At 46.3% G+C, this 19353-nt stretch carries 12 protein-coding genes; 7 read left to right on the top strand and 5 right to left on the bottom strand.

Annotated elements, in window-relative coordinates:
- The first annotated feature begins 154 nt into the window (after window positions 1-154).
- Together EKM92_RS02315 and EKM92_RS02310 are read left to right on the top strand one after the other, a co-directional pair.
- On the top strand, window positions 155-1576 hold the full coding sequence (locus EKM92_RS02315; protein WP_225420699.1) for a DHA2 family efflux MFS transporter permease subunit: 1422 nt from the start codon (window positions 155-157) through the stop codon (window positions 1574-1576).
- Between the two features lie 221 nt (window positions 1577-1797).
- Window positions 1798-3156, top strand: coding sequence for an RNA-guided endonuclease InsQ/TnpB family protein (locus EKM92_RS02310; RefSeq protein ID WP_125707467.1), 1359 nt, complete (start codon window positions 1798-1800; stop codon window positions 3154-3156).
- Between the two features lie 490 nt (window positions 3157-3646).
- Here the strand turns inward: EKM92_RS02310 and EKM92_RS02305 are convergent, their stop codons facing one another.
- The 3 genes from EKM92_RS02305 to EKM92_RS02295 form a co-directional block, all read right to left on the bottom strand.
- Window positions 3647-4504 carry an aldo/keto reductase gene (locus EKM92_RS02305; RefSeq protein ID WP_125707465.1) on the bottom strand — a complete coding sequence of 286 codons (858 nt, stop codon included), beginning with the start codon at window positions 4502-4504 and terminating at the stop codon, window positions 3647-3649.
- 170 nt (window positions 4505-4674) lie between these two features.
- Window positions 4675-4866 carry a hypothetical protein gene (locus EKM92_RS02300; RefSeq protein WP_125707463.1) on the bottom strand — a complete coding sequence of 64 codons (192 nt, stop codon included), beginning with the start codon at window positions 4864-4866 and terminating at the stop codon, window positions 4675-4677.
- Window positions 4867-4980: 114 nt separating this feature from the next.
- Window positions 4981-5844 (bottom strand): LysR family transcriptional regulator, encoded by an 864-nt coding sequence (locus tag EKM92_RS02295; RefSeq protein ID WP_125707461.1) that lies wholly within the window; start codon window positions 5842-5844, stop codon window positions 4981-4983.
- A 313-nt stretch (window positions 5845-6157) separates the two neighbouring features.
- On the opposite strand from EKM92_RS02295, the gene EKM92_RS02290 reads away from it, so the two are divergent.
- Both EKM92_RS02290 and EKM92_RS02285 read left to right on the top strand, forming a co-directional pair.
- Entirely contained in the window at window positions 6158-7363 is a 1206-nt protein-coding gene (locus EKM92_RS02290) for a YncE family protein (RefSeq protein WP_125707459.1), read from the top strand.
- Window positions 7347-8084 (top strand): hypothetical protein, encoded by a 738-nt coding sequence (locus tag EKM92_RS02285; RefSeq protein WP_125707457.1) that lies wholly within the window; start codon window positions 7347-7349, stop codon window positions 8082-8084. The genes EKM92_RS02290 and EKM92_RS02285 overlap by 17 nt, the downstream gene beginning before the upstream one ends.
- Window positions 8085-8136: 52 nt before the next feature.
- Here the strand turns inward: EKM92_RS02285 and EKM92_RS02280 are convergent, their stop codons facing one another.
- Complete coding sequence (locus tag EKM92_RS02280) at window positions 8137-9054, bottom strand: magnesium transporter CorA family protein (protein ID WP_125707455.1); 918 nt, start codon at window positions 9052-9054, stop codon at window positions 8137-8139.
- 550 nt (window positions 9055-9604) lie between these two features.
- Between EKM92_RS02280 and EKM92_RS02275 the strand changes: the two genes are divergently transcribed.
- Window positions 9605-15640, top strand: a complete 6036-nt coding sequence (locus EKM92_RS02275; protein ID WP_164509866.1) for a mucin-binding protein — start codon at window positions 9605-9607, stop codon at window positions 15638-15640.
- A gap of 283 nt (window positions 15641-15923) precedes the next feature.
- Here the strand turns inward: EKM92_RS02275 and EKM92_RS02270 are convergent, their stop codons facing one another.
- Window positions 15924-16292, bottom strand: coding sequence for a DUF1304 domain-containing protein (locus EKM92_RS02270; protein ID WP_125707451.1), 369 nt, complete (start codon window positions 16290-16292; stop codon window positions 15924-15926).
- Between the two features lie 183 nt (window positions 16293-16475).
- Here EKM92_RS02270 and EKM92_RS02265 point away from each other — a divergent pair, with 183 nt between their 5' ends.
- A complete protein-coding gene (locus EKM92_RS02265) occupies window positions 16476-17573 on the top strand; it encodes a low temperature requirement protein A (protein WP_125707449.1) in 1098 nt (365 codons plus the stop codon).
- Window positions 17574-18173: 600 nt separating this feature from the next.
- On the top strand, window positions 18174-19349 hold the full coding sequence (locus tag EKM92_RS02260) for a protein kinase domain-containing protein (RefSeq protein WP_125707447.1): 1176 nt from the start codon (window positions 18174-18176) through the stop codon (window positions 19347-19349).
- The last annotated feature ends 4 nt before the right edge of the window (window positions 19350-19353 follow it).

The following is a 19353-nucleotide window of genomic DNA, read 5'->3' as shown; positions in this document are numbered from 1 at the left end:
AGCGCCTTGAGACGCTGCCGGTAACGGGGGCTTATAGCCCCAGAGCAAGCCACCCGTTTAACGGGTGGTTTTTGACTGCTTTCGTTTAAGCTTCGACCAGACTTGATCACATGATTCTCAGTTTGAAATCATCACTAAATTTGGAGGTTTTCATTTGGATACAGAACAAGCGCAAGTTACCCCGCGCACTTTATTTGCAATTTTTGGCACCACGGCCTTAGCATTCTGTGGGGTTTTGGTGGAAACGTCGATGAACGTCACGTTCCCGACCTTGATCCAACAATTCCACACCTCAATGAACGCGGTGCAGTGGGTCACCACTGCTTACTTGCTCGCAGTTGCAGCGACGATGGTCATCGCCGGTTACGTGCAGTCTCGCTTCACCGCTCGCAGCATCATTTTAACGGCTGGGGCGGCTTTTGCTATTGGTGGGATCTTGTGTGCAATCGCCACTAATTTGCCGGTCATGTTGATCGGGCGGATCATTCAAGCAATCGGTACCGGCTGTGCCATGCCATTAGTGTTCGCCTTGATCATGCGTCAGATTCCGCAACGCAAACAAGGGATGTACAACGGCTTGGCAGGCATGGTGATCGCCTTAGCGCCCTCGCTTGGCCCAACTTATGGGGGGACAATTGTTCAATTCACCACTTGGCGGTTGATCTTCATCATCACCGTGCCGATCGGTGTCATCGCTTGCTTGATCGCGGCTAAAAATGTGCAACAACCATTCCCAGTACAAAAATCCAAGTTTGCGATCGATCAGTTTGCGTTGATCTTGATCGCTTTGATTGCTTTGACGCTCGCGGCTAACACGTTAGGCACTGCAGGCCCTGCAAGCGTCGGATTCATCGTTGCCTTGATCATTGCCGTGGTCGCTTTTGCAGGGTTTATTGTGCGTTCAGCAAAATCACCACATCCGATCTTGCAAGTGAAAATTTTCAAGAACCGTTATTTTGCTTTAGCCATCTCGATTTATTTCTTGATCCAATTCGGACAAATCGGCTTTACCTTCTTGTTGCCGAACTTTGCCCAGTTAACCCTGCATGCGAATTCGATGATCGCCGGCGCCATGTTGTTAGTCGGCAGTATCGTATCTGCGATCGTTTCACCACTGGCTGGCCGTCTAATGGATTCCATCGGCATCAAGCACCTCGTTCGCATCGGGAGTGTGCTGCTGGTCATTGCTACTTTATCATTTAGCTTGCTGGCAAGTCATTTGACTGTCGCGTTGATCACTGGCATTTTCACCGTTTATTTGATCGGGTTTGCCTTGATGTTCAACACCTTGCTGACGTTTGGGTTGCAGCAGTTGGCCCCGCAACAAATGGGGGATGGCAATGCCGCATACAACACGTTGCAACAATACTCCGGCTCCATCGGGACTGCGATCATGGCAGCGCTGCTGGCAACTGGTGCACGGATGGCGCCACACGCCAACACCGCGCATCAAACCTTGCAAGGTGCGCAACTTGGCTTCTACTTCGTCACTGCGATCATGGTGATCGTCTTAGTGCTCAGCTGGATCGTCACCAGCAAAAAGCCTGAAGCACCAAAGGATCTGGATGTCGATTAATTGAATCCGTCAAGGAAGTCGCTTCTCAACTGAAGCGGCTTTTCTTATATACTCGGCGAGTGAAGAGACCTGGCAATTGATCTAGCCTGTCAGCTAAGCAAACCCAGGAATTTATTCCTGGGAAGAATTAGCGCTTAGACAGGCCGTTTTTGTTTTTTAAATTTGGAATTCGAACGCTTGTTTGCTATAATGAAATCATCAAAATTCAAGGAGACATCATTATGGCTGAGCCCTGGGTACAGGAAAAACGCAGCCGTTCCAAGACGTTTGCGTTCACCGAAAAGCTGAAAGTCACATTGTCATGCACACAGATTCTCCAACATGAACGCGCTTTAGTGGTTCAAGATCAGTTATTTAATTATTCATTGAATTATATGTACAAAACTTATGGTCGTAAGCATATCGACCGCAATATTCCAACAGGTCTCAATCGGCACAAGCTCATTAATCTTATCATCAAGAAGTTCCTGAACGAGTTGTACCAGCTTCAGCGCTGGAACGTCAAAGCATTGTCGCTGTCCTCACACAACGCTCAGCTATTTCTTCAAACCCTGATCGTCAACTTCGCCGAATATCAGAAGCTGTTGCGTGCAGGCTTTAAGTGGTCAGACAAGATCAAGTTTCAGTACAAGCAAAACATCATCAAAGACAAACGTGGCAAACACAAGAATCCACACCATAACAGTTGGTACAAACGTGGACATCTCAGTTTTAACTTAAAGTCTAGAACGCGTGCAGTCGAAATTCAAAAGAACACCCTGATTCAAATTCTTTCGGCACATGTGATCAAAGTGCCAAACTTCGGAATTCTTCACCTGCATCAGAATGCGACCGAATATAATTTTACAGACATCAAGATCATCAAGTTGAAGCGTAAAGGTGACGGCACTTATCAGCTTCAACTTGTGCACGTCCAACCAAAGGCAAAATCTAACATTCAAGCAGAACCAGCAATTGGTGTCGATTGGAACATGACCAACAACGTCGCCTATCATGATTCCAACAACAAACAATATCAACTGCCACAAGAAGTGATCGCGAAAGCTGATCGCTTTGAACAACACATCAACAAGTTGAAGCGTAAACGTAGCCTGATGCATGGTCGTACGAAGAACATCACCAAGAAGATTCAGAAAGTTTCAGCCAAGCGTGCGCAATTGCTAAACGAAGCCTATCGCAAAATTGCGATTGAACTGGTCGGCTCAATTCAGGTCTTGGTCATGGAGAAACTCGGAGCTAAGGATATGCGTAAGTCGACTGGGAAAGCTAAGAATCGCAAACTAGCTTTGTTAAAGCCATACGAGGCTAAACAAGTGATTCAAAACCGAGCCTTTAAGCAAGGCGTCACCGTAGTAGAAGTCGATGCTTACAAAACCAGTCAGGTGGAATATGGCACTGACGTCGTCGATAAACATCCATTATCTCAACGTGAATGGATCAGTCCAATTACTGGTAAAGTCATTGACCGAGATCACAACGCGGCTCAAAACATCTTGGAGTGGGGTTTACATCCAAGTCATCACATCAAGGTGAAAATCTTTCCTAAAGTTACCGCCGCCATGGTCAGTTCAATTATTTAGTCAGAAACTGTCATTAATTAAATTTATCTAGGGAGAACAGAACAACTTCCTCCGACCGGTACGAAGATTAGGGACAAGCTGGTCGCAAAGTAAACCAAGACCTCATCACAAGCGTATACCGTTGACCTGCAGATAGAAATATTTGTGGCAAAACACGGTCGTTGTGGTTAGAGTTCGGGCCACCCTAATGGCCTCGTAGAGATTATGAGTAATTCTCATGAATTGCAGTTTACGATGTTTTCAAGAGGGATCTTGGAAACTCTGGAATACATTCCCGAGTAGTTCATTGCCGAGAGGAATTGGTGAGTTGGCGCGGCCGGCTTTATTAACAATTTTGTTGAGTCAGTTCGCTAAGGACGCCTGTATTTTGAAAGTAATTGGCCGTTATGACGAACCGTTTTGTTGCGACGTTACTCACAATCAGCTGATCATCACAAAAAATGACGTGACACCGCACGAATATTTTCGTGGGTATCACGTCGTTTTTAAGTTATTCAGCGCTAAAGCGTTTATAGAACTCAAGTTGTTGTTGGAAGCCATGGGCGTCTTCAGAAAATTGGTAACCGTTGCTTTCATTTAATGTCGCAATCTGCTTCATCTCATCGTCAGTGAGTTCGAAGTCAAAGACGTCCATATTTTGCTTCATACGGTCGACATGCACTGTCTTTGGAATCACAATGATCCCGCGTTGCAGCAGCCATCGAAGGCTAACTTGTGCCGCTGACTTGCCATGTGCTTGCCCGATTTCGTTGAGGAGTGGTTGGGTGAAGACGTTGTGTTGGCCGGATGCCAGTGGGGACCAAGCTTCTATTTGGACGTCGAAGTCCTTCATTGCCTGATGATCTGCCACTCGTTGTGCAAACACGTTAGTTTCGACCATGTTGATCGCAGGACGCACGTCAGTAAAATTGATCAGATCAACGAGACGCTGTTGCGAGAAATTATCAACACCGATTGCACGGATGGTGCCGGCCTTGTACGCTTCTGAAAGATAGCGCCAAGCACCATAGTAATCGCCGACAGGCTGGTGGATCAGATATAAATCAAGATAATCGAGGTCAAGTTTCTTCAGTGAGCGGGCGAGGCCTTGCTTGGCGCCTTCATAGGAGTTATCCGTCAACCACAGTTTGCTTGTGATGAATAACTCTTGACGAGGCACGCCTGCTCGCTTGATGGCACGACCAACTGCTTCTTCATTGGCATAAGCTGCAGCAGTATCGATCAAGCGATAGCCGAGCTTGATGGCTTGATAAACAGATTCTTCGGCGACGTTTAGGTCAGTGACTTGAAAGACCCCAAGGCCGAGCATTGGCATTTCAACACCATTATTTAAGGTGACAGTTTGCATGAGGATTCTCCTTTGTTATGAATGTGCAGTGTCAGGATCAAATTGCATCCTGCCTGCGTAGGTTCCTTTTAGTTGTGGTTATTGATTAATTCAGCTTGTGGTAATGCCAGCCCAACAAATATGAGCATCACAGCGACGATCAATAGGGTTTCAAGCATTTGCAAGCCCTCCTAAGTCTGGTTGATTTTAGTTCGCAAATAGTCGATTTGAGCAATGCGTTGCTCGTTGTCATGGACAGTGACCAAGGCCGCTTGGCGCAATTGCTTAAGTAATAAGCGTTGTTCGCCAGTGGAGGCGTTGAGATACTGCTCAACATTGATTCCCATCGCGTGCATTGATGCGATATCGCAATTTGAATACATGTTTCACCTCGTAGAGAAAAAGCACGCGTGAGGTTTGAACCCTCATCACGTGCTTTAGTATAAGTGCCATACGAAAATATTGAAAATGCTTAGTTTGTAGGTCTAGCCATACAATTATTGTATGGCACGTAACGCCTGAATAAACGCGGTGGTCGCTTTATTATGCAACTGCTGGCCTCGCCAAGCTACCAGCGAGTGCAACGCTAATTTCGGTGCTAATGGCACAAAACGCAGCTGATCGAAGTTCTGATCAAGTTGTAGACAGATCACCACACCAGCATTTTGTTGGGCCAACATTGCGGCATTGTACAGCAAGTTGTAGCGCGCCCAGTTGCGCATTTCTTTTGCATACTCCCCAGACCATTTCGCCAGTTCCTTTTGCACAACAGTATCAAGGATCGTGATCACAGGGGTACCGACCAAGTCGCCTGGCTTAATGACATCATATTGCGCAAAAGGGGAATCGACATGCGCTAAAATCCCCCAGACTTCTTCACCTGGTAAGGTCACTGATTCATAGCGAGTGGTATCGACTGGCTCAAGCAAAAGCCCCAAATCGATAGTCCCTTGTTCAAGCCAGGCGCGAATGTCTTCATTATTGCCGCTATGTAAAGCGAAGTGCACCAAAGGATGTTGACGTTGAAAATCGCCCATTGCTTTGGCCAAGGTGCTCATGCTTTGCAGCTCAGAGCAGCCGATCGCGATTTCACCAGCGACTTCGTCAGATTCTTGCAACTCGTCACGCGCGCGGTTGGCCATGTCGACAATATCTTGGGCCCGCCGACGGAACAAAAGGCCTTCATTGGTCAACGAGACACTGTGGTGATGCCGTTCAAATAAGCGCACATCGAGTTCGTTCTCAAGGGCTTTGAGTTGGCGAGAAAGGGTGGGTTGCGTGAGATGTAATAGTTCGGCGGCTTTAGTGATGTTTTCTTCTCGTGCTGTGAGTAAGAAGTATTCTAGAACACGTAGGTCCATGATGTTTACCTCGAAACTGATTTGGCTCTATCTTACCGCATCTCAAGTTAAGTGCCAAAGCGCTTGACGTTATACTGACAAAAACACAGATTAGAGGCTGAGATGAGTAACCCAGTTTCCATGATCGAATTATTTTATGATTTGGTCTTTGTTTATTTGATCGCCAATGCCACAGAGTTGATGATGTTTTCGAAAGTCATGGCGAAAGTCAGGACTTTTTTTATTGGAAATTTGTCGCCGGTGAGAGTCCTTATTTATTGTGCCGATCAAGCAGGTTATACTGATCGTATAAATGCTAAGGTAGGCAGGAAATATGAGAAATCAACAAACCAAGTTCATTGTTGGGATCTTGTTATTCACCACAATATTGACTGGGGTGTTACTCAAAGGGTACGGATTCGGCACACAAGACGTTTTCCCACGGGCGGGGGAACCGAAAACGACGCAATTAAAGACATCGACGAAAAGTATTTATTCTCAGCGTCACGTGCTTCAAGCTATTCTTCACTATCAAAAATTTACAGACTTGATCGTCCCTGGTAACGACGATGCTGATGAGCCAAGTGTCGATACTTACGCGGTACAACCAGGATTGAAGGCAACGCGGACGCGTAACATAGATACTGGGAAAATCGAAACTTGTACGGGGATGACGCCTCAAGGGGTGACGCCGGCAGGTAAATACCTATTAACGACAGCATATGATCACTACAAGCACCATGCTTCAGTGATTTATGTGCAGAGTTTGCAAACCCATCGCTTTTTGAAAACAATCGTCCTCAAAGGTCATCCTCATGTTGGCGGCATTGCCTACGATAAAAAACATGGCCAAGTGTTGATTTGCGGGCGGCGACGCGGTCAAGCGAGCATCATCGGCATCACCATGAAGCAGATCGAACGTTATCAAGATCACTCTGCCAAGCCGATCACTTATGATCAAGAGGCTGTTTTAGGGACAATCAGTCGCGCATCATATGTGACGGTTTATCACAATCAACTTTATGTTGGCTTGTTTAAGCGGCGCGGGTTAGGCTACGTCCAGAAATATCGTCTGGAAAAAGATGGCGGTGTGGCCGGTGAGGATATTTCCAGTGAATTCTGGACCACTTGGCGAGTGTATGCGGAAGGCTTAACAAATCAACATTTGTTAAAACAGATTCAAGGTTTAGCGGTTTACAAAGGCTACCTCGTGTTATCGCAGTCATACGGGTCGCATCATTCTCGTATCTACTTGTTCAAAGAACAAACTGGGACCTATCGCAAAGACAAAGCTTTAATGACGATCACGGCACCGCCACATCTGGAACAAATTACCGCCTATCGCGGAAAGCTGTATCTTGTGTTCGAAGGCGCTGCGCAACCATATCGTCACAAGGCTAAACGACAAATCGATCGCGTGTTGACGCTGGATATTAAAGACGTGGTGGATTATTATCACGTCCAAGCGCAAAAAGCTAAAAAAGCCGAAAAAGCGCAGCAAGCTACAAAGAAGGTGAAAACCAATGCCAGTTCAAAATGATAAGCAAATGACCTTATCTTGGGTACAGTTCACGATGCTCATGTGTGGCTTTTGGTTGATTGTTTTAGTGGGGAACACGCGCAATCCCCTAGCCAATTATGCTGCAGTTTCAGCTTATGATGTTAAATCAGTTGATTTGACTGCCCAATTAATCATGCAATTGCTCGCTGGACCTTTTGCTGGGGCTTTTGCATGTGTCCTGTTAGTGTCAGTCGTTGGCGGTCGTCACCTTTGGCAAGCGTTGATGCAACCAATCTCAATGCGCGGCTGGTGGTGGTTGGTGCCTGTTTCATTGGGCATAGGCGTTTTGCGTTGGGGTCTGATGGTGTTAGCCGATCAATTGCCTTGGACTTGGGTAACTGGCACCGTGATTTCAGATCTGCAGTGGTGGGATCAACGCATGCTCTGGGTGATCGCACTGCGGGAGCTTTTCACTGTGATCGCGACTTTGTTGATGCTCATGACCATTGACGTTGGACTTAGCGAGCGGCTGCAACCGTCTCGGCACTGGGTCATGTATTTGCTTTTAGGCCTAGTTGCCGCAGGACTTGCGACCACCAGTGCCCAGCCAGCTTTCTTGCGTCAGTTGCTAGTGGTTGGAATCCCAGCGATTGGGGCGATGTTTGTGTTTCATCGTTGGCGAAATCTCTGGTTTGTGCTGTTAGGCTATGAGCTTGTTTTCCGCGTGATCACCGTGGTGTTTGTACTGGCGACTTGGTAAAGCGGTATCGCAAAAACGGTCAATTCCGCTTCAAAGGGATTGACCGCTTTTACTATTTTCTGAAAAACTGACGGTGATTCAACCGCACTGCGATCAATGCCGACAATAATATTGCGATGCCAATGGTGATGAGCCAGCCCCAGTGATCTTGAGTGAAGGGGAAATGCACATTCATTCCAAAAAATCCGAAGACGATGCCAGGAATCGTGAGGACAATCGAATACAGGGTCAATACTTTCATCACATCATTTAAGTTGTTATTAATGACCGCGTTGTAAGTGTCGGTGGTTTCGTGGAGGATCGCGTCGGTGATTTCAGTCATTTCGGTCGCTTGCTGGGTTTCGATCAAAATATCATCGAGTTGATCGATAGCATCATCATCAAAGTTCAACGCATTGGCTTGCTTCAAGTTCGTCAAAACGTCGCGATTCGTTTTCAAACTCAATTTGAAGTAAACCAAACTTTGTTGAATGCCCATCATCGCGTATAAGTCACGGTTGCGCAAATCGCTTTGCAGACGCCGCGCCAAGGTAATGCGTTCTTTGTTGATGGCCCGCAACGGCGGCAAATAATTTCGCGATAAGTCGTAGAGAATCTGCAACAGCACAGCGTTAGCATTTGTTGGTTGTGCCAGCATCGCTTGAATTTTGGTCAAAATGTTTTGGTCGTCGATCATGGTGACAAAACCATTGCCAGTCATAATGACCGTTAAAGGCACCGTCGTGTAAGTTGGTAGATCGGGATCATCTTGCGCAACTGGCGCATCGAAGATCACCAACCCTGTGCTACTGTCATCGTCATATTCGTAGCGCCCACCTTCATCAGGGTCTAAACCATAAGTCAGAAAGTCTTCTGGGATACCGGTTTGAGTGAGTAATTGTTGTTTTTCTTCAGGCGTAGGGTCGATGGTGTTGATCCAAGTGCCTTGAGTTTGATCGGTGAGGTTTTCAAAATGTGTGAGTGTTAGCATGGCAGCGTCCTTTTCGTGAAAGTGATCAAGGGTGATTGTAGCATTTATTTTGTGAGAGGATCGGTCACATTCAAACAATATTGGTGGGGCTCAGACATGATTCGCCATTTCGTGTTTAAAAGTGAAGGCGTATGGGACAACAACAGTTGGAAGTTCACCATCGGCGTTGGTTTGATTTTTTGCGATTATGGTCCGCATCGCTTTGCGCCCTGTTAAGGCGGACACAAATAGTTGAATTCACAGCTTTCGTTATCGATCATCGCGGCTAGACATACAATCCAAGCGTGTACGCTGATGTGGTGTTGTTAGCTCGGCATATTCGAGTGATACAGTTTGAACTTGGTTGATTCAATTATTCGAAAATTTCAATAAACTTGTTATTTAACATCGATAAGTGAATGTTATTTTTACATTATCTGAATATAGCACTAATTCATCTATAAAAATATAAAGGATTTTATAGATATTTGACTACATTTTTCCCGATGAGTTGATACACTCTGTGTATTAGGAGAGCTGTAAGGATTTGGGTAGGATGAGGAGTGAGTTCATGTTAAATCAAGCAAAAAGTAAAATGTTAAACGCTACTGCTGAGCAACGGACCCATTACAAGTTATACAAGTCTGGCCGCAACTGGACGATCGCCGGCTTAACGGTTTTGTTTTCTGGGGTATTGCTGACGCAACGACCGCAGGTGATCCATGCGTCAGAAAGTACTGCAATCGGAGCGACTGAAACCACTGAACAATCAGCGACGCCGAGTGCAACGACCACATTGCAAGGCAATAGTGCTGAACAGAATACCGCTAGCGCTGACACTAGTGCAGTCGCTGCGCCTGTTCAAACCGCTCCTACGCCTGTACCGGCGCCTGCACTGGCCCCAGTCGCTGAAGTTACGACTGTATCAGGAACCATCGGCAATGCGACGAAGACTTATGGTGGGGAAGCCGACAACCCAGCGACCGTGTCGGTGACCTTGAGTGATGGGGCTAAAGCACCAGTCGGTTGGTATTACACCGGTAGCAACAATACTTATTTGGTCAATACCAAGGGTAAAGATTTGACGCTTGACGCAGATGGAATGCCTGGGACGAGCGCCATCACGCTTTCGACCTCCGGCTTGACGGCATTGCAAGCTGCCAATCCTAAGGCATCTATTACTGCAGAGGATGTGACAGCTGGTCAGTTGACCATTAACAAACAACCTGTCGCTGACCGTAGCATCACCATCGCTGATCAAAGTAAAACTTATGATCAAGATGCTAGCACAGACCCGACGACATATCATGTGACGTTACCCGCAGAGATGACAGCACCGTCAGCTTGGTCGGGAGACGCTGTGAACGGCTATGATTTAACCGTTGGTGGTGATATTACAGTCGCAGATACAAGCAGTCAAACACCAGGCGACTATGCTGTCAATTTATCTGATCAAGCGTTAGCGGCATTGCAAGCGGCGAACCCGACGTTAGAGATTACCGCCGCATCAGTTGCAGCGGCACAATTCAAGATTCAGGCTGTCGGCACACTTACAGTTGGGACAAGCGTCGTCGACTCAACGAGCACGAGCTTACCATCAAAAATCTCAGTTGCGGTCACAGGCGGCCTGCAGGTCCCTGATGATTGGGGGGAGTGGGAATACAAAAGTCTTGACGAGATCACTTACGAGGTCCCTTTGACTGCCGATAACTTTGATCTCAATCAAGTTCAGCTTCAAACTCCTGGTAGTTATGATATTCCGTTGAGTGACTTGGTGAAAACTGAAATCCAAAATTTAAACGCTGACGTGGTGCTCAGTGATGATTTGTTTGGAATCGGGGAAATCAAAGTCGCCCAAGCGGCAACTAGTAGCAATATCTATAAGCCTTCTTGGATGTTAGCGACATTTGATCCGAATACGGTCATCTCAGGACAAGCTTATAACTTAACGTTGGATCTTTACACGCTCGATGGGGAAGAAGACGGTGTTCAATATTCTTTATATGATGGCATGACGTCATATGTCATTTTGCCATCAGGCTTCAAGGTTGCAGAAGCAACTGGTAGCAATGTGGAGTCGGCCACACCGACGGCGGTTCTCAAATCGATTATTGATAATGCCCTCGCACCTTCTGTGGCAAGCGGCTTTAAAGGCGTCACTGTTACGCAACTAATGGATTATAAAGGTCGACAGACGTTCCAGATAACGGTACACACCGATGGCTCAAATCGCATCTTTGATTTTTCAGCGATGTATAGTGGTACAAACTCCCCGAGCATGTTAGGTAAGAAATTCGACGTACCAGTCGTTATCGCAGCTGCACCTGCTGGCACCAAAATCACGCTTAATGGTGGGAAAGCAGCGCTACTTCCACCTAGAGGTAGTGATGATGATGTGGTATATCTTACCGATGATCCAAGCGTGACTGGCGGTACTTATAAGCTTGATTTCGGAGTGTATTTTAACGTGCCGAGTGTTTCCAATGCCTTGGGGGTTTTAGACGCGGTCGGATTGGGTGTTGCGACCCTAGGACCGGCTTCGAAAGAAATCATTGTGGTCAACCCAGCTGTGATTCAACCCTTCACGTTGGTTGGCCCGACCGGAGAAATCGGCACCGCAAGTTATACTGGTGCCTTGGACAGTACCTACAACACAGCAGATGTCGTGCCGAATCGAATCGACAACAATGGCATCACCTATGTCCTCGACAAGACGCAACTTTCCGCAAGTGACACGTTGACGCCAGACACTTCTCAAGCAGTGGATACCGAGAATATGACGGTCAACGCTGCGATGCGCACGATCGCTTATCAACAAGTGGTGAATGACGAGTCTGCAATTGTGGTAACAGGCGACTCGAAACTGGAAGACAACGACGAAGGGAACCCAGAAACTTACACTGTGCAATTAAACGATGGGTTAGTGGCGCCAACTGATTGGAAAAAGGGCAGTGCAGACAATGAATACGATGTTGCAGTAGCTTCTGGCGACATTGATCAGATTCCAATTTCCCAACTCCCAGGTCATTCTAAGGTGACCTTAAGTGATGCCGGTTTGAGTAAATTAGCCGCTGTTAATGCCGCGTATCTTTTTGGTCGCGAAGACGTGACGACCGGTGAATTGACCATCAATATGGGCATCAGCGTAAAATACAATTACCCTGAAGATACTGATACCAGCGGTTTGCCAGTTGCGCGTACCGTAGAGATGAGCCCAGACCTCGCAGAGTACACGTTAGGTACCACCGCAGATTCTAAAACTAATGTGATGATCCCAATGCTTGACGGCTATCACGCAACGGTCACTGATGAAAAAGGCAACACCTATCCTGTGACTGCAGAGAAAGCTGCGACGATCACCGCTGACGGGGCAAGTCACCAATATATCGTCAACTATTTACAAAACGCGACCTTGACTGTGCAATACCTCAAGCTGGGTGACCCCGCAGTTGCACTGTCCTCTGATAAGAATCCAGCAATCAAGGCAGGAGAAGCGTATACCACTGATGCCTTAGCGATTGCAGATTATGTGCTGGTGAAGACGTCGATCAATGGGACAGCCAGTGAAACTGTCTTAAATCACGTCACAGGGACAGCCGTTGATGGCAACAATACGGTCATTTTCTACTATGCGCCTCGTGGTCATTATGAAATCACGACGCCGACGCCGGCAGATCAACCAGTTGACACGCAAATCATTAACTATCCTGATGATCCTGAAAAACCAGGCTTCGTCAAAACGCCAACGACTGAAGTGATCGCCTATGTTCCCGGCTACACGCCAAAGACAACTGGGAAGGCATTAACGCCGATCGACCCATCAGATTTGACGAAAGGGTATCACATTCCTGATATTCAAGACCCAAGTCAAAATACAGTGATCACCTATACTCGCAATGCGATTGAAATGTCGCTTGGCACGGTCACGAAAACTGTTCACTATGTTAACCAGGCAGGGGATTCAATCGCCGAAGCTTTCGTTGCTCATGCGAATTTCACTGCACTGATCGACCCTGTGACGGGTAAGCAGTCATATGGTCCAACCTCTGCAACGCTTGGCTTCCAAGCAAATCCAAAGATTGCCGGATATACCCTTGTCACAAGTCCAGCAGAAGCAACTAGCGACCAAACGGTTCAATTTGGGGATCAACCACTTGATTATAAGGTTGTGTATCAGGTAAATCCACTGGTCACGAACTTTGATAAAGTCACTAAGACGGTTCAATATGTCGATCAAGATGGTAAAATGCTCGCCAAAGCCTTTACCGCTGAAGCAAACTTTACTTCCACGACCGATCCTGTGACTGGAGAAAAGAAATATGCACCAGAGTCCGCAACACTAGGGTTCCAAGCTAATCCGACGATTGCCGGATATACCATTGTTACAAGTCCAGCAGAAGCAACCAGCGACCAAACGGTTCAATTTGGCGATGGAGATTTAAACTACACCGTTGTGTATGAAAAGAACCCACTGGTCACAAACTTCGATAAAGTCACTAAGACAGTCCAATATGTCGATCAAGCTGGCAAGACACTCGCCAAAGCCTTTACCGCTGAAGCAAACTTTACTTCCACGACCGACCCTGTGACTGGAGAAAAGAAATATGCTCCAGAGTCCGCAACACTTGGGTTCCAAGATAATCCGAAGATTGCCGGTTATACGGTTCTGACAAGTCCAGCAGAAGCAACCAGCGAACAAACAGTTCAATTTGGCGATGGAGATTTAAACTACACCGTTGTGTATGAGAAGAATCCACTGGTTACGAACTTTGATAAAGTCACTAAGACGGTTCAATATGTCGATCAAGCTGGCAAAACCCTCGCTAAAGCCTTCACTGCTGAAGCAAACTTTACTTCCACGACCGACCCTGTGACTGGAGAAAAGAAATATGCACCAGAGTCCGCAACACTAGGCTTCCAAGATAATCCGACGATTGCCGGTTATACTCTTGTGACAAGTCCAGCAGAAGCAACCAGCGAACAAACCGTTCAATTTGACGATGCGGATTTAAACTACACGGTTGTGTATGAGAAGAACCCACTGGTGACGAACTTCGATAAAGTCACCAAGACCGTCCAATATGTCGATCAAGATGGCAAGACCCTCGCCAAAGCCTTCACCGCTGAAGCAAACTTTACTTCCACGACCGACCCTGTGACTGGAGAAAAGAAATATGCACCAGAGTCCGCAACACTTGGGTTCCAAGAGAACCCAACGATTGCTGGATATCATGTGGTAACTAGCCCAGCAGAAGCAACCAGCGAACAAACCGTTCAATTTGACGAAGGGGATCTAAACTACACAGTTGTGTATGAAAAGAATCCACTGGTCACAAACTTTGATAAGGTCACTAAGACAGTTCAATATGTCGATCAAGCTGGTAAAACGCTCGCTAAAGCCTTCACCACTGAAGCAAACTTTACTTCCACGACCGACCCAATAACTGGGGAGAAATCTTATGGTCCAGAGTCTGCAACGTTAGGGTTCCAAGATAATCCGACAATCAAGGGGTATCATGTGGTGACCAGTCCAGCAGAAGCAACTAGTGATCAAACGGTTCGTTTTGACGACGGGGATTTAAACTATACAGTTGTTTATAACAAGAATACGCCGACAATGAACCTCAAGACGATCACCAAGACCGTTCACTATGTTGACATATTCGGAAATCCGCTCGCCAAGGACTTTACGACTCACGTTAACTTTACGAAATTGACGGATGGCCTGACTGGTGAAGAAACCTTCGCACCAGAGTCAGGAACATTAAGTTACCAAGCTAATCCGACAATCTCCGGTTATCATGTCGTGGTGAATGCTCCTGAAGCAACCCGTGCGCAAACTGTGAGCTATGGTGATGATGACCTCGTTTATAAAGTTGTATACATGCGGAATTCGAATGTTGACATTCCAATTGGCGGTGGGGAAACGACACCACCGGAAAATGGCGGAACAACTCCAACGGATAACGGTGGGGAAACGACTCCAACAGATAACGGTGGGGAAACGACTCCAACCGACAATGGCGGAACAACAACTCCAACCGACAACGGTGGGACAACGACTCCAACGGATAATGTTGGAACGACCACTCCAACGAATAATGGTGAAACAACGACTCCGACAGGAAATGGCGGAACAACGACTCCAGCAGGAAATGGTGGAACAACGACTCCAACGGATAACGTTGGGACAACAACTCCAACGGACAACAGGGGGACAACGACTCCGACAGATAATGGTGAGACAACGACTCCAACGGATAACGGTGAAACGACCACTCCAACAGGAAATGGCGGAACAACGACCCCAGCAGACAATGGCGAAACGACGGCTCCTAGTGGCAACAGCGGTCAAGCCACTCCAACAGCAACAACGCCTGATCGCATAACGCTACCTAATACTGACGCGTCGATTCCAAGCAAGCCAGTAGTAATTGCAAGCAAACGAATTCCTGCAACGCCGAGTGCCCAGAATGACATTAAGCCTGTTGCAAAGCACAAAGCACTTCCGCAAACCGGAGAAACGGCTAGCGTCTTGTTGACATTGCTAGGGGCTGGGATGATTGCCTTGTTCACCTTGGGCGAGATCCGTCGTCAACGTCATTAAGCGAAATGACAAAAAGTGATTCAGTTCTATCGGCGCTGAACACCCGTTGAAAGTTGCTTGTACCAGCGTCTAAGATTTTCGTGGGGATGATGGGTTAGGGAACAGCGAGATCACTAAAAAGATATCGATTGTCAAAAGTCAGTTCGCTGTTTATCTTTAATAAGAAGAAAAACGATTCAGACACAATGTCTGAATCGTTTTTTGTAATGACATGAGATGAAAACACGCGCTGCCTCAATTCTCAGAGATCTGCGGCCTGGTTGCAGGAATTTTGAGTCAGGGATTATTTTGCCAGCCACCCAATGAACAAGGTGATGACTGCTGGTAAGCATTGAATCAAGAAAATTTTCTTAGTTGCGGTAAAGCCACCGACTAACCCGACAATCAACACAAACCCTGCTAAAGCCATGCGCACCGCCCAAGTGGTTGGGTTGTCCGCGAGTAGGCAGGTGAATAAGAACATCGCGCCTAGTGCGCCGTTGTAGATCCCTTGATTGACCAAAGAAACGCGAGCCGGCGCTTGTCGGACGAAAGCTAACGGCATGGCGAACGCCTTGGCTTGAGTCTCGGGTGTTCCCCACAGCTCCAAGGCCATGATCACCAAGTGCAACGCGCCTAAAAGAACCGTTAAAATGAAAAAGATGTTTTGCATATATGCCTCCAAGTTATTCTAGCGTCTATCCTAACAGGGTGGCCATATAGCAACGAGTCAACTTTAATAAAACTCTGTTGTCGGTGACGAAAGTGCCAGGCATTGCTTTGGAAAGTTTAACCAAACTGACGCGCACGCCGTGGTTCTTGGTGTATACTAGCCAAAAAATCACCGGAGGGCATCATGAGTAAACCAGTTTCCATGATCGAATTATTTTACGATTTGGTGTTTGTGTATATGATTGCCAAAGCCACAGAGTTGATCCATGTGCTACATCATGGCGTGGTGGCACCATTCACGTTATTGACTTTTGCCTTTGTGGTGATCGTGTTCATCAACTCCTGGATGGTGCAAAGTGTGTTCGTCAATCGCTATGGGCGATCGTCTTGGACGGATATTGGGTTCATGTTCGCTGACATGATGATCGTGTTGTACATGTCCAATAGCTTCTCGCCTGAGTTGAATGCTGATTTGCGGCCATTTTACCTGGCGGCAGGGCTACTGTCTTTCACCTTATTTCTGCAATATTTACTGGTGCTGGTGAGAACTGATGATCCAGTTGATCAAGCCATTGTCAAAAGGTTCATGGTGATCTTAGCGCTGCGAACCGTGGGCGTCGGGGCTGCGAGTTTGTTGCCGAATCAGCTCGGATTAGTGGTCGCCTTCCTCAGTGTCGCCATCAGTTGGATCGCCCCAGCATTCACGGGGAAACTGACGCGCCAGCATCCAATCATTTTCTCTCATTTATTGGAGCGCCTGACAGAATTATCTATTGTGATGTTTGGTGAAACCATTGTGGGGATCGCCGGGTACTTCACGAAAACGACTTTCTCGCTGGTTTCCGTGATGATCTTTGCCATCGTAGCGAGCTTGTTCTTCACCTATATCACCGTGTTTGATCACTTAGTCAACGAAAATCGTGAAGGCGAATCTGGTAATTTGTTGATCTATTTGCATTATCCGATCATCTTCGGCATCAGCATGATCACCGTGTCGCTGCGCTTCATCACTGAACGCGCGGCCAATGGGGTGTTTGCCATCAGTTTCTTGTATGGCGGCATTGCACTGTTGTATCTGGGGTTATGGTTAGCGCGCGGGTATCAACATGATCAATATCAACTAGGGAATACGCGGTATTGGGTTATCGCCGGAATTCTGCCGGTTGCCTATGTGGCGGCGTTGGTGCTGTCGAGTGCGTTGGGGACGATCGTGGTGACGTTGGTGGCGACGTTGTGCTGTTGTGCGTTGTTGGTGGGGAAGATTTATCAGGCGAGAGCTTAAGAAAGTCGCGTATGGGTAGTGTTCATTATTAGTTCTCAATACTGATTATATCGGTATGTTAAGCGGGAAATTTTCATTTTCAGTATCCGCTGCATGCATGCTGGGAGTACGGCAATCAGTTAGTTATGACTAGGCTGTCACCATGAGTTCGCCACCGTGTTTATACGCAGATACACAAGCGTCTCGGGGATCAAGTTGTACTAAAACTGGCTATGGGTCTGGCAGTGGTTTGAAGCTGGTCGGCATGCTGTTGAGTAACAAAGTTAGTTCACGTCTTGAATTGAAGCGAATCTTAATGCATCGATTTCTTTGTTTTAATGCATGACAAACTCGGAATCTCGTCATTGGGTGTTCGAGAACCTAGTTTATGCGTTCGAGAATATTTCGATTTTCCATAGAAGAATACGTTGCACCATATTCTTCAATTCTCATAATCCTCGTAGTGTTGGCATAAACATGTCAACACCATGAGGATTCTTTCTCTGCATTTATTGGGTTAGAATAAGTGTTGAATTACGGGCAGAAGTTTTAACGACGGGAAGCCTAATAAATGATATGCTCAAGCTAACATAATAATGGAATTAATTGGAGTGAAGCGCTGTGACCAATGTCCAGATGATGATAAATGACCACCTCGAAGAAATGAAGGCCCTCCTGCAGGATAAGGATGTAACAATGATTGCCGACGAATTATATTCGGACTGGGAACCCGAACAAATGCGATATTACTTGGCGGCATTTCAGTACCTTATCAATTCGTACATTGAGTTCATGAATAACAAGTTTCAAATTAATGGACATTATAATGCAGATGAGAGTCGCGGACTGATACAAATTATTCAAATTTATGATGAAGACCGTCGTGGTCTCGTTGGAACGCAATTTGAATATTCGATAAATCTTAATTACGCGAAATACTTTGAATATTGTCGCAAATTTTTGCACATGTCCCGTGGCAGTGACATTCCGGCGGATTATTCGATATTTCCGATTGAAAAATATGCTCCAATCGCGATACATCCTCAAGATGATATGTTTACTGAAGTCGCGCGGGGAACAAAGTTGTCGCTCAAAATGGTCGGCTCAGGATCTTATGCTGATGTGTTCAGGTTTAAGGATCCTTTATATCGTTGTTGGGTAGGAGTAAAACGTTTAAAACCGAATTCCACGAGTGAAGAGATCCAAAGATTTCGTAATGAATATGAAGTGCTGTATAGCTTACATTCTCCGTACATTCTTGAGGTATATTCTTTTAATGATGGAAGGAACGAATACACGATGGAGTTCGCGGACTTTACACTTTTTGAATATTTAAATAAACATCCAGATTTGGATATCAAAACGAGAAAACGTATTGCACATCAAGTACTGGCGGGGTTTCGATATTTACATTCAAAGAATCTTCTACATCGAGATATTTCTTTTAAGAATGTATTGATCTTTGAGTTCGATGATGCCATCATAGCAAAAATTTCCGACCTAGGACTTGTAAAATTTGAAGACAGCACTTTGACTCGAAAGGGTACGAGTATAAAAGGCAGTCTGCGCGATCCTACGCTGGATGAATCTGGATTTGAAAATTTCGGGATGTCCAATGAAATTTATTCCATGACAAGATTGCTGTATTTCATCATGACCAATCGACAAGGCTTGGGTCGGTACCCTAGCGACTCAGTGGAGAAGTTCGTACAAAAGGGAATATCTAACAATGTTGTAGATCGTTATCCAAATGACCGTGAGCTCTTAAAGGCGTTTGAAAAAGTTGATTGGCGATGAAAAT

The organism is Lacticaseibacillus porcinae (assembly GCF_003946305.1).
Lineage (GTDB): Bacteria > Bacillota > Bacilli > Lactobacillales > Lactobacillaceae > Lacticaseibacillus > Lacticaseibacillus porcinae.
This window is presented reverse-complemented; position numbering and strand designations above follow the sequence as displayed.

Coding starts and splice junctions, on each gene's coding strand:
- EKM92_RS02275 (WP_164509866.1), top strand. CDS start 9,605: ATGTTAAATCAAGCAAAAAGTAAAATGTTAAACGCTACTGCTGAGCAA.
- EKM92_RS02290 (WP_125707459.1), top strand. CDS start 6,158: ATGAGAAATCAACAAACCAAGTTCATTGTTGGGATCTTGTTATTCACC.
- EKM92_RS02265 (WP_125707449.1), top strand. CDS start 16,476: ATGAGTAAACCAGTTTCCATGATCGAATTATTTTACGATTTGGTGTTT.
- EKM92_RS02300 (WP_125707463.1), bottom strand. CDS start 4,866: ATGTATTCAAATTGCGATATCGCATCAATGCACGCGATGGGAATCAAT.
- EKM92_RS02280 (WP_125707455.1), bottom strand. CDS start 9,054: ATGCTAACACTCACACATTTTGAAAACCTCACCGATCAAACTCAAGGC.
- EKM92_RS02285 (WP_125707457.1), top strand. CDS start 7,347: ATGCCAGTTCAAAATGATAAGCAAATGACCTTATCTTGGGTACAGTTC.
- EKM92_RS02295 (WP_125707461.1), bottom strand. CDS start 5,844: ATGGACCTACGTGTTCTAGAATACTTCTTACTCACAGCACGAGAAGAA.
- EKM92_RS02270 (WP_125707451.1), bottom strand. CDS start 16,292: ATGCAAAACATCTTTTTCATTTTAACGGTTCTTTTAGGCGCGTTGCAC.
- EKM92_RS02305 (WP_125707465.1), bottom strand. CDS start 4,504: ATGCAAACTGTCACCTTAAATAATGGTGTTGAAATGCCAATGCTCGGC.
- EKM92_RS02310 (WP_125707467.1), top strand. CDS start 1,798: ATGGCTGAGCCCTGGGTACAGGAAAAACGCAGCCGTTCCAAGACGTTT.